General features: G+C 71.3%; 5 protein-coding genes and 1 pseudogene. 4 read left to right on the top strand and 2 right to left on the bottom strand.

Annotation, left to right across the window (positions count from 1 at the left end; all coding sequences use genetic code 11):
* The first annotated feature begins 59 nt into the window (after positions 1-59).
* Positions 60-398, top strand: coding sequence for a thioredoxin family protein (locus tag FNH04_RS07950; protein WP_152781763.1), 339 nt, complete (start codon positions 60-62; stop codon positions 396-398).
* 207 nt (positions 399-605) lie between these two features.
* Here FNH04_RS07950 and FNH04_RS07955 read toward each other — a convergent pair whose 3' ends face one another.
* Together FNH04_RS07955 and FNH04_RS49340 are read right to left on the bottom strand one after the other, a co-directional pair.
* The gene (locus FNH04_RS07955) at positions 606-6932 is read right to left on the bottom strand and encodes a type I polyketide synthase (protein WP_152781765.1); all 6327 of its coding nucleotides are present in this window, start codon (positions 6930-6932) and stop codon (positions 606-608) included.
* 185 nt (positions 6933-7117) lie between these two features.
* A pseudogene (locus tag FNH04_RS49340) lies at positions 7118-7314 on the bottom strand (hypothetical protein); the annotation flags it as partial.
* 82 nt (positions 7315-7396) lie between these two features.
* On the opposite strand from FNH04_RS49340, the gene tap reads away from it, so the two are divergent.
* The 3 genes from tap (at position 7397) to FNH04_RS07975 (ending at position 11429) form a co-directional block, all read left to right on the top strand.
* Positions 7397-9628 carry a telomere-associated protein Tap gene (tap, locus tag FNH04_RS07965; protein WP_152781767.1) on the top strand — a complete coding sequence of 744 codons (2232 nt, stop codon included), beginning with the start codon at positions 7397-7399 and terminating at the stop codon, positions 9626-9628.
* A gap of 3 nt (positions 9629-9631) precedes the next feature.
* Entirely contained in the window at positions 9632-10222 is a 591-nt protein-coding gene (tpg, locus tag FNH04_RS07970) for a telomere-protecting terminal protein Tpg (RefSeq protein ID WP_152781769.1), read from the top strand.
* 256 nt (positions 10223-10478) lie between these two features.
* Positions 10479-11429, top strand: coding sequence for an aldo/keto reductase (locus tag FNH04_RS07975; protein WP_152781771.1), 951 nt, complete (start codon positions 10479-10481; stop codon positions 11427-11429).
* Positions 11430-11734 lie beyond the last annotated feature (305 nt).

Here is an 11734-nt window from a genome sequence, read left to right on the forward strand (position 1 = left end):
GGCACACCGCGCAAGGGATGATGGGGATGGAATGACGGAACGTGAGGTCAGGAGCTTTCATGGCGAAGCGGGTTCACCGACCCCGTGAGGACGCGGAGTTCGATTTCATCCTCGGGATGAGCGGAGTTCCGGTCCTCGCATACTTCACCGGGACATGGCCCAAGGCAATCGAGCCCTGCCGGGTGATGGACCTCGTCGTGGGTGGCATCGCCGACGACTACACGGGCCGCCTGACGGTCGTCCGCGCCGACATCACGCGTTGTCCGGCCGCGACCGAGCGATACGGGATCACCGGAGCCCCGTCCTGCGTCCTGCTGAAGGAGGGAGAGGCGGTGGCGCACGGCACGGGGCCCATGACCATCGCCGAGGTACGGAAGTTCCTGGACGGCCACCTCTGAGCGGCCGCTGCGGCACGTGGCCGCGACGCCCGTCACGTCTCGTCCATGGGAGCTGCGCCGCCTGAGACACCTTGGGGCTGACACACCCCCACAGGTCACATAACGCCGTCGACAACCTGCTCCCAGGCGACCACAGCAGCGGCTCCGGGGCAGGTCGTCGAGCGGGGGACAGGCAAGCGGGCCGCCATCCACCTTCCGTGCTTCACCTCATCCGTCCTGCGCGGCGCCAATCAGGTCGTTCACGTGCCGGGCCAGGGCCAGCGGCGTCGGGTGCTGGTAGACGGCCGTGGCGCCGAGTCTCGTGCCGGTCGCGGTACTCAGCCGGGTGCGCAGTTCGACGGATGCGAGCGAATCGAATCCCACGTCGCGGAAGGGGCACTCGGCATCGATCGCGTCGGGGGCCGAGTGGCCCAGCACGGCGGCCGCGTGCTCGCGGACCAGGGCGAGCAGCCGCCTGAGTCGCTCAGCGGGAGGCAACCGGTCCAGGCCTGGAGGCTCGGGGGCCGAGTCGGCCGATGTGGGGGCGCGGTCGGGGCGATGCCTCCTGGTGTGCGGCAGGCCGGCGAACAGGTCGGGCAGCGGCTGGTCGCCGGTCGGCGGCAGCGGGGTGACGGCCAGCATGGGCTCGTCCAGTTCCAGGGCCAGGTCGAAGGCTGCGAGTGCCTGTGCCGTGGGCAAGGAGTGCAGGCCGTAGCGCGCTGTGCGGGTGAGGTCGGCCCGGGTCAGGTGCGCGGTCATGCCGCTGGCCTCTTCCCACAGCCCCCAGTTGAGGGACGTGGCCGGCAGGCCCTGGCTGCGCCGCACGTGGGCGAGGGCGTCCAGGAAGGCGTTGGCGGCGGCGTAGTTGGCCTGGCCGGGGTAGCCCAGCAGGCCGGCCATCGAGGAGTAGAGCACGAACGCCTGGAGGGGGAATTGGCGGGTGAGGTCGTGCAGGTTGAGGGCTGCCGTGGCCTTCGTCCGCAGTACTGTCCGGAGGCGATCGGGCGTCAGGTCGGTGATCAGGCCGTCGTCGAGGACCCCGGCGGCATGGATGACCACTCCCAAGGGGTGGCTGTCCGGGACGGAAGCCAGGACCTGGGCCAGGGCGCCGCGGTCGGCGGCGTCGCAGGCGGTGAGGGTGACGACGGCGCCGTGGGCGGCCAGTTCGGCGGCGAGGTCCTGGGCGCCCGGTGCGTTCCCGCCCCGGCGGCTGGTCAGCAGGAGGTGCCGCACGCCGTGCCGGGTGACAAGGTGCCGGGCCAGGTGGGCGCCGAGGGTACCGGTACCGCCGGTGATCAGCACGGTGCGGTCGGGATCGAGCCGGTCAATGCCATGGCTGAGGACGAGCTTGCCGGTGGTGTGCCCTTGTCCGAGCCGGCGCAGGGCGGCGCGGGCGTGCCGGAGGTTGCACACATGAGTGGGCACCGGGGTGAGGGTGCCGTCGGCGAACAGGGGGGCCAGCCGGCCAAGGACGGACTCCAGTTCGTCGACCGGCCTCGTGGACACGTCGACCAGGTGATAGGCGACGCCCGGGTACCGGCCGGCGATGTCGTCCGGGTCGCGGGGATCCGTCTTGCCCATCTCGATGTAGCGGCCGCCGGGTCGCAGCAGGCGCAGTGACGCGTCGACGAATTCGCCGGAGAGGCTGCCGAGAACGACGTCGAACCCCAGATCGCCGGTGGCGGCGCGGAGCCGGCTCTCGAAAGAGAGGCTGCGTGAGTCGGCGATCCTGGACTCGGGGATGCCCTGAGCCGCCACGAGCGGGCGCTTGGCCACGCTCGCGGTGGCGTAGACCTCGGCACCGAGACGTCCGGCCAACTGGACGGCGGCCATGCCCACCCCGCCGGCGGCGGCGTGGATGAGGACTCTGTCCCCGGCCGAGACCTTGGCGACGTCGGCCAGACAGAGGAACGCGGTGGTGAAGACACCCAGGGCCCCCGCGGCCTGCTGGTCACTCCAGGTCTCGGGAACACGGAGCGCGGTGCGCTCGTCCACGACCGCCAGCGGAGCGAAACCTCCTTCCCGCGATCCGGTGAAAAGCGCCGCGGCCACACGATCGCCGACGCGCAAGGTACGCACGTGTGTGCCGGTGTCGATGACTTCGCCCATCACCTCGCATCCGAGACCCCTGGCGTCGACCATGCCGAGCGCGACCGCCACATCGCGGAAGTTGACTCCGCAGGCACGGACCCGGATGCGTACCTGGCGGGGTTCCAGTGGTTCGAGGAGATCGGGCGCACCCTGTGCCGCCACCTCTTCGAGCGTGCCGTTGCCCGGGACCAACCGCCAGGGCTGTCCGTCATGGGGCAGTCGGACGAGGTCCGCGTCGTCCTCGGGAACCGCGAGCCGGGGAACGAGGGCTGTGTCGGCGCGCAGGGCCAGGACGGGACGACCGCTGGTGATGCCCGCCGCCAGCAGCCCGGGGGGCGGGGCGCCGGCATCGAGGTCGATGAGCTGCAGTCGGCCGGGGTGCTCGTTGAGTGCGGTGCGGATCAGGCCCGCGCACGCCGCCGCCACCGGATCGGGCGCCGGCGCGGCGAGGGAGGTGCTGCAGGCGCCTTGGACGAGCACGACCAGTCGTGTCTGCTGCAGGCACGGCGCGGTGAGATGGTGCTGCACGCTGTGCAGCAACTCGGACAGCCGGGCGTGCACATCGACGGCATCGGCGGAATCGGCGGAATCGACGGTGTGCCGGGCCGGCGACGAAGTGCCGGTGCGGCAGTCCAGCAGCACGGCCTCGGGCGGCCGCAGACCACTGTCGAGCGCGGTGGTCAAGGCGGCGACGTCCGTGTGACGAGTGTGGGCCGGCAGGTCCGAGGCATGGGTGATCGCTGCCCACTTGGACACGTCGGCCACTGCGGACGGCAGGGAGACGGGCTGCCAGACCGGCTGGAAAACGGCCGGATCCGCCGCGTTCAGGGCCGCGCGCAGGGCACGGGTGGCGACCGGACGCGTGTGCAGGTCCTGGATGCGGGCCACCACCTGGCCCGCCGCATCGGTAAGTCGTACGTGAACGCTGCCATCGGCCGACAGGGAGACGGTGGAGCGCGCTGAGCTCACGCCGCGGGTCATGACCTGCACCGAACCGATCGCATACGGCAGGGAGGTGAGGCCGTCCTCGACGACGACCTCGGTCACGAGGGGGTGCAGAGCGGCGTCGAGCAGGGCCGGGTGCACGTGGAAGTGACGGGCGGCGGCGTGGTGCACCGCGTCGAGCGCCACGTCCGCGTGCGCGACTCCGCCGCCGCGCCACAGGGACCGAAGGTTGCGGAAATCAGAACCGTACTGGTAACCGCGTGCCTCCAGGGCTGTGTAGAAATCCTCCAACGGCACCGCCTCGGCGTCGGCGGGCGCCGGGCACACCGTTTCATACGGTGTCGGCCCCTGCGCGGTGTCGTCGTCCGCGACCGGTACCGCGGTGGCGGTGGCATGGCGTGTCCATGTGCCCAGGCGCGTCCGGGAGTGCAACGACAGCGTGTGGTGGCCGTTCGGCGAGGCGGCCGCACAATGCACCTGAACCTCGACCGCTCCCTGGGAGGGCAGCACCAAAGGCGCGTGCAGAACGACGTCGTCCAGCCGGGCACACCGTACGTGGTCGGCGCCCTGGAGCAGCAGTTCGAGCATGCCGGTGGCGGGCAGCAACGCCGCGCCATGGACCTGATGGCCGGACAGCCAGGGCTGGGCCGTCCGGGACAGGCGCCCGGTGCACACACTGCCACCGTCCGGCAGGTCCATGGCGGCCACGAGCCAGGGGTGGCCGACGGGGTCCAGTCCCGCCGCGGGGAGGGCTGCCCGGTCTGCTGTGGTCGGCAGCCAGTGGCGCTGGTGCTGGAAGGGATAGACGGGAAGGTCGATCTCCTGCGCCTCGGGGTACAGGACGCCCCAGTCCGCGGTCGCACCGTGAGCGACGGCCTGGGCCAGCGAGGTCGTGAAGGCGGTCAGGTCGCCCCGGCCGCGGCGCAGCGTGGGTGTGGCGCTCCCCTGGATGCCGTCCTCGGCCAGGAGATCACCGATCGCCGCGGTCAGCACCGGGTGCGGGGAGACCTCGATGAACTGGCGGTGGCCCTGGGAGAACGCATGCCGTACGGCGGCATCGAAGTGCACCGGGTCGCGCAGGTTGCGATACCAGTACTCGGTGTCCATCGCGGCGGATTCGATCGGCCCGCCGATGGTCGAGGATATGACCTCGGTGTGGCCCGGGGCGGGTGAGACGTCTGCCAGAGCGGCCAGGATCTCCTCACGCACGCTGTCCATCTGATGACTGTGGGAGGCGTAGTCGACCGGCAGACGCTGGACGGGCACACCGTGCTGCTCGCAGTGGACGGCCAGTTCCGCGATCGCGGTCGCCTCTCCGGCCACCACGGTTGCCGCGGGACTGTTGACGACTGCCACCTCCACACGCCCGTCCCAGGCTGCCAGCATCTGCTCGACGGCCTCGGCCGGCGCGGCCAGTGACGCCATGGCGCCGCTGCCCGTGACGTTGCGCAGGGCACGGCTGCGCAGGGCCACGATCCGGGCCGCCTCCTCCAAGGACAGCGCACCGGCGATGTGGGCGGCGGCGATCTCGCCCTGGCTGTGGCCGATGACCGCCGCAGGCCGTACCCCGTGAGCGCACCACAGCTCGGCCAGCGCCACATACATGGTGAACAGGGTCGGCTGCACCACGTCGGAGCGTTCCATGGCGCCCTCGTCGAGCTGTCCGCGCACGGCGTCCACCACGTCGAAGTCGAGCCACGGTTGCAGGGCCCGGGAACAGCGGCGCACCGCCGCGGCGAAGAAGGGCGAGGCATCCATCAACGCCGCCCCCATACCTGTCCATTGGGCGCCCTGCCCGGGAAAGACGAAGACCGGGGCGCTGCCGGGCAGAGCCCTGCCACGCGCCACCGTCTCCGACGGCTCCCCCTGGGCCAGTGCCTCCAGCCCTGCCAGCAAGTCGTCCACCTTGTGGCCGACCACCGCACCCCGCTGGGACAGATGGCTGCGGGTGACCGCCAGCGACCAGCCCACATCCGCCGGGTCAACCACAGACAGCCCGCGTACATGCCGAGCCATGTTCCCGGCCTGTACGCGCAAAGCCGCCTCGGTGGCCCCCGACAGCACCCACACGCAAGGGCCCCCGTCACCTCGTGGGTCCCCGTCACCCCGTGGGCCCCCGTCACCCTCTGGGGCCTTGGCGCCATCGGCGCCATCGCGTTGTACGGGGGCCTCCTCCAGCACCACATGCGCGTTCGTGCCGCTGATGCCGTACGACAACAGCCCTGCCCGGCGTGGCCGGGGCCCGGGGGGCCAGGGGCGCGGCTGCTGCAGCAAGCGCATCGTTCCGCTGCTCCAGTCGATGGCCGGCGAGGGGTTCTCCGCGTGCAGCGTGGCCGGCAAGTACTCGTGCTGCAGGGCCAGAACCATCTTCACCACACCGGCCAGCCCCGACGTGGCCAGCGTGTGCCCGATGTTCGTCTTCACCGACCCGATCCACAACGGGTCACCGGGAGTGCGATGGCGGGCATAGGCCTCCAAGAGGCTGGCGGCCTCCACCGGGTCCCCCGCCGGCGTCCCGGGTCCATGGGCCTCGATCACCCCCACGTCGTGCGGGCGCAGCCCGGCATCCCGCAGCGCGGCTGCAATGACCGCCTGCTGAGCCGCGCCGTTGGGGGTGGTCAGCCGGGCACTTGCACCGTCCTCATTGAGCGCGCTGCCCCGGATCACGGCCAGTACCGGGCGCCCCTGCTCCTGCGCACGCTCCAGCGGCATCAGCACGAGCGCGGCAACCCCCTCGGCCGGCGCAAATCCGTCTGCCTCCTCCGCGAACGCCTTGGACCGGCCGTCCGCTGCGAACGCCTTCAGACGGGAGAACCACAGGAGCGTCCTCGTGGAGGAGATCACGCTGGCGCTGGCCACGAGTGCCGTCTCGCACTCGCCCCGCCGCAGTGCCTGCGTGGCAAGGTGCAGGGCCACCAAGGACGACGAACAGGCCGTGTCCACGGTCAGCGCCGGTCCGTGCAGTCCCAGCAGATACGAGACCCTGCCCGCGGCCACGCTGGCATGCGTGCCGGTGAGGAGATAGCTCTCCAGCCCTGACAGGCCGTCCTGGGCCAACTGCCCGTAGGCGCTGTCGTTCAGCCCCACGTACACACCGGTGCCGCTCCCGCGCAGGCTGTCCGGAGAGATTCGCGCCCGCTCCAGGGCGTGCCAGGTGCTCTCCAGCAGCAGCCGCTGCTGGGGATCCATCGCAGATGCCTCGCGCGGCCCGATTCCGAAGAACTCCGCGTCGAAGCCCGCCACATCGTCCAAGAACCCCGCTTTGCGTACATAGGTGGTGCCCTCGACGTCGGGGTCGGGGTTGTAGAGGCCGTCCATCACCCAGCCCCTGTCCAACGGCAGGTCAGCGGCCGCGTACTCACCGGCGACCAGCATCTTCCACAACCCGTCAGGCGACGTGGCCGTACCCGCGAACCGGCAGTCCAGGCCCACCACCGCTATCGGGGCACCCGGCGCTCCCGCCCCGGGAGCGATGGACGTATCGGCGCTCCGCCCCGTCCCGGACACAGTTCTACGCATCGTCACAGCCCTCCCGCACGCGCCATGAGTCGGCGCTGCATTGCCACTTCGGCGTTGTCGTGCCCGGACGGGCCGGTTGAATGGACAGAGCCAACCAAAGCGTTGTTGCTCATTTGTTGTCCGGCGTTGCGCTGAGCTCCGGACTCATGCTCGTGCAGGTGCCGTACACCCAAGATCACTGCGTGCACCTGGCCGCGTACCAGCAGCAGCCCGGAGCGGAACACGGTGCGCGACGTGCTCGTGAGAGTCCTCGAGGACGGCGATGCCGACCAGGCCGGAGCCGTCCTCCGGCGTGCAGAAGACGATTCGCTTGCCGGACGGGATGGGCGGCGTCGGCGTCGGTCGCGCCGAGTTCGCGCAGCAGCCGGTGGTGGTGCTCCACGGCCTGGCCGACCATAATCCAAGGGTAAATAATGAGCTATATCCAAGGCTAATTTGTGCTAGCGTGCGGATCGGAGGTGCGTATGCCGAACCAGCCGAGTCAGGACGAGCTCTTCGCGGCGGTGGACGAACTGCTGGCAGGCGAGCCGGAGTTGCCCCCGCCCGCGGAGCGGTCCCGACTGCGTGAGGCGGCTGGTGTCACGCAGGCCCGGCTGGCCCAGGTGCTGCGGACCACGACGCAGACCGTGAAGAACTGGGAGAACGGCAGGTCCGAGCCGCGCCCCCCGCGCCGTCAGGCGTACTTGCGGCTGCTGGAGGGCTGGGCGGCGAAGGAACCGGGCGCCGAGTCCGTGCCGGAGACCTTCGCGGATCCCGCGCCCGCACCGAAACAGCCTGCGCCCGTCGACGGGCCTGCTGACGACGCGGCGCCGGTGCCCGCGAGCTCCCCACGCCCTCACCGGCCTGCTTCTGCTGCGCCCCGTCCGGCCGGGGCTCCGAGGCCGACGCCGACGTCACGGCGTCCTGCCAGGCCGAAGGCGGCCGTGCCTGTGGCCGATGCCCGGTCCCTGAACGGTCCTCTCGCTGTGCTGGACGGGGACGGTACGGCGTACTGCCTCGGCGGTGTCCTGCTGGAGTGCGCGGCGACCACGATTCCGCAGTTGGTGGAGTGGGTGTTGAAGGAGTCGGGGATCGGCGCGGCTCGGCTGCACCGGCACGGCAAGGACTCCGACCCGCTGATCGTGCTGACCGCCTCGGCTGCCGCGCGGTTCGGGCTGCCGGACCGGCTGGAGGACCGCCGGGGCTTGCGCTTGGCGGAGGACCACCCGGTCATCAAGCAACTCACCAAGGCCAAGTGGAAGTTGACCCAGCGGGGGTTCGGGCCGTGGCCGCGGATCTACCGGCCCGCGCAGGGCGGCCGACGGCAGTGCGTGCAGCTGGCGGTCCTGCAGTGGGACGCCCTCGACACCCGCGCGTGGGGCGACGCCGCGACCTTGCACCCCGCTGATCTGGCCCGTGTCCTGGGCGTGTTCGCATCTCGGGTGCTCACGCCGCGCGGCTCGACGGCCGTGACGGGCCTGGAGCTGATGACGGCGCTGCGGCCGCCGACCCGGCCGGTCAAGGACGAGGCGAGTGGCGAGTGGGTGTCCGGTCCGAACCCGGGCGCACTCGCCCGGCCGGTGGACCCGGCGCCGCCGGAGGCCCCGCCCGAGCATCCGGTCGCACAGGGCTGGGAGGGCGGCTTCCTCGACGAGGAGGCCTACCAGTGGGTGCGCGACCCGCAACTGCTGTCGGACGAGGAGTGCCTGCTGCCCTGGGCGGTGGGCATCGACATCAACACCGCCTTCCTCGCCGCCGCCGCCCGCCTCACCGTCGGCCTGAGCGAGCCCGTGCACCACGCCGCTCCCGCCTTCGACAAGAAGGTCCCCGGCACCTGGCTGGTGGACCTGAGCCACATCGAGCTGGACCCCCGCCTGCCCAACCCCTTCACCCCGACCGGCCTGCGTCCCGAGGGGCCCGGCTGGTACACCACCCCGACCGTGGCGTACGCCGAGGAACTCGGCTACGAGATCCGTCCGATCGAGGCGTACCTGCGCGAGGAGACGGGCGCGTACCTGGACCCGTGGCACGACCGGCTCAAGGACGCCTACCTCACCACCAGCGCCGACATGGGTATCCCCGCCGACAAGGACACCGACCCGGCCGCGTTCCTGAACGCCATGGCGCTGCACAAGACGTACGCGGCCGCCGACGACACCGACCTCGATGCGCTGCGCGCTGCACTCGCCGAACTGCCCGCAGGCCGCGCCGACAGAGGCGACGACGATCTGGCGGCCGCGGTCCGCCGGCACCGGCAGGGCGCGATGGTGCTCTCGGCGGTCAAGTCGACGGTCAAGGGCGGCATCGGCAAACTCCGCGAACGCCCGCAGGGCCGTCACTACCGTGACGGTGAGCGCTGGCCTGCCCTGGAGCGCCCCACCTGGCGGCCCGACATCCGCGCGGCCGTCATCGCGAAGGCGCGGGTGAACATGCACCGCAAGATGGCCAGGCTCGCCGCCCTGACCCATGCCCACCCGCTGGCGGTGCTGTCGGACTGCGTCGTCTACGCCAGCCGAGGCCCCTCCCCGCTGCACGTCCTGCCGGCCAACGGCGACGGTACTCCCGTCTACGGCACCTTCCGCGTCGGGGCGAACCCGGGATTCTGCAAGCTGGAGGGTGTCCAGGAGATGGCGTGGGCGGTCGACCTGATCGAACAGGGCTACAACCCCGCCCGTCATATCAAGGGCGGCGACGCTGTCCTGGACGAAGGGGAGTAGGCCATGGTCCGCCGCATCCGCCCGGCAGGCGCCGACGCAGACGACGCCCTCGTCAACGAGGCCGTCGACCGCGCAGGCGAGGAGGTCTTCACCCGCCAGCCGCCCAAGACTCTCAAGGGCCGCATCAACTTCCTGCTGGGCAGGCTGAAGACGACCAAGGCGGTTGCTCAGGAACTCGGTGTCACCCAGCGCTCCGTGGAGCGCTACCGCACCGGCGAGCGGAAACACCCGCCCAAGGCGATCGCCGACCGGATCGACGCGGCGGTGCGTGCCCGCTGGCAGCCGAAGGTTCGTGACCGGCGTCGCAAGCAGGCCGCCACCACGACCGGGATCACCGTGGAGGCCCGCGCACGCTTCGGCTACACCGCGCCCATCGGCACCACCGACGACGGCCGCATGCGACGCATCACCGTCCATCTGCCGGCCGAGTACGCCCGGCGCCTCTTCGACGCCCAGAGGGGAATCGGAGCCGAGAGCCCCAACGAGGTCATCGCCGAAGGCCTCCAGGAGATGTACTTCAAGGACCACGGACGCCGCGCAGACCAGCTTGAGGTCGAGTTCACCGACATCGACTACATCGATGTCTCCTTCTGACGGAGCCCGGCAGCGTGCGGCGCCACGACAGCCTGAGCCGCTGGGTGCCGATATGGGGGCCCAGCCGGGGCAGCAGCCGAAAGCTCTGGCCGACCTGCGCGCCCGCGCCCGCGCCTGCGTCCGCATCCGCACCCGCCCCGCACGAAAAACGGCATGCCGGCTCGAGGACCTCTTCCGGCAAGGCACCGGTCCGCACCGCTCCACGTATCCGTGAAACCGGGGCCAAGGCATCCGCGGCCCGTGCGAGACTCCGTCGATGACCTCGCAGACGATCAACGCGGAAGCCTCGGGCACGTGGACACTCGGCGATCTGACCGTCAACCGTCTCGGATTCGGGGCGATGCGGCTGACGGGCAGCGCCGCCTTCCACCACGGCACGCCGACCGACCGTGGCCGGTCGATCGCCGTGCTGCGGCAGGCGATCGATCTCGGCGTCAACCACATCGATACGGCCGCCTTCTACTTCTCGTCCCTGCGCTCCGCCAACGAGCTCATCAACAGCGCGTTGAACCCGTACCCGGACGACCTGGTCATCGTGACCAAGGTCGGCCCGCACCGCGAGTACTCGGGGGAGTGGGGCACCGCGGCCCGGCCCGACCAGCTGCGCGGCCAAGTGGAGGAGAACCTGCGCCAGTTGGGCCGCGACCACCTCGACGTGGTGAACCTGCGCCGGATGCGGCAGGACTCCATCGCCGAGCACTTCGGTGCCCTGGCCGAACTGCGGGACGCCGGGCTGATCCGGCATCTGGGCATCTCCGCCGTCGAGCCCCGGCACCTCGCGGAGGCGCAGGCCATCGCGCCCGTGATGTGTGTGCAGAACATGTACGGTCTCGACGCCTCGGACGCCTCGGACGCCTCGGACGCCTCGGACGCCTCGGACGCCTCGGACGCCGGGGCCGACGAGGTCCTGCGGCTCTGCGGTGAACAGGGCATCGCCTTCGTGCCGTTCTTCGCGATCGCAGGGAAGGGCGGTGCGCGGGGTGCGACATCCGCGTACGACGACGAGGTGCTCGAGATCGCCCGCGCCCACGGGGCGACTCCGGCCCAGGTCCGCCTGGCCTGGACCCTCCAGCAGGGGCCGCACGTCCTCGCGATCCCCGGCACGGGCAACCCGGACCACCTGGCGGAGAACGTGGCCGCGGGCGCGCTCCGTCTCACGGCCGACGCGCTGGCCCGCCTCGACAGGCTGCGGCAGACGGCCGGCTGAGCGCTTCCGCCTCCCCGGCTGTCGCCTACAGGGCGGTTCACGCTGCTCGTGCCACGCCTGCACCGCGTGCGGCCTTGCGGCGGGGTGGGGGTTCGGGGTGTCGGAGTGCCTGGGCTGAAAAGCCGGGCCCGAAAAGCGGGGGCGAAGGGCCGGCGCCCCTGGAGGGAAGTCCCCCTGCTCGAGTGAAGCCGAGAGTGTGAGGAGTTGAGGTACGACTGACGACCAGGCCGAGGTGTACGGGACGTTCACCGCGGTGCCCACGCGCTCGACGGCGGGGTAACCCCACGCCCCCACGCCCCCGCGCC

This window comes from Streptomyces phyllanthi (assembly GCF_009377205.1).
Lineage (GTDB): Bacteria > Actinomycetota > Actinomycetes > Streptomycetales > Streptomycetaceae > Streptomyces > Streptomyces phyllanthi.

What these genes read in the sequence shown, in the direction of transcription:
- FNH04_RS07975 (WP_152781771.1), top strand. Translation starts at nt 10,479, where the DNA reads ATGACCTCGCAGACGATCAACGCGGAAGCCTCGGGCACGTGGACACTC.
- tpg (WP_152781769.1), top strand. Translation starts at nt 9,632, where the DNA reads ATGGTCCGCCGCATCCGCCCGGCAGGCGCCGACGCAGACGACGCCCTC.
- FNH04_RS07955 (WP_152781765.1), bottom strand. Translation starts at nt 6,932, where the DNA reads ATGCGTAGAACTGTGTCCGGGACGGGGCGGAGCGCCGATACGTCCATC.
- tap (WP_152781767.1), top strand. Translation starts at nt 7,397, where the DNA reads ATGCCGAACCAGCCGAGTCAGGACGAGCTCTTCGCGGCGGTGGACGAA.
- FNH04_RS07950 (WP_152781763.1), top strand. Translation starts at nt 60, where the DNA reads ATGGCGAAGCGGGTTCACCGACCCCGTGAGGACGCGGAGTTCGATTTC.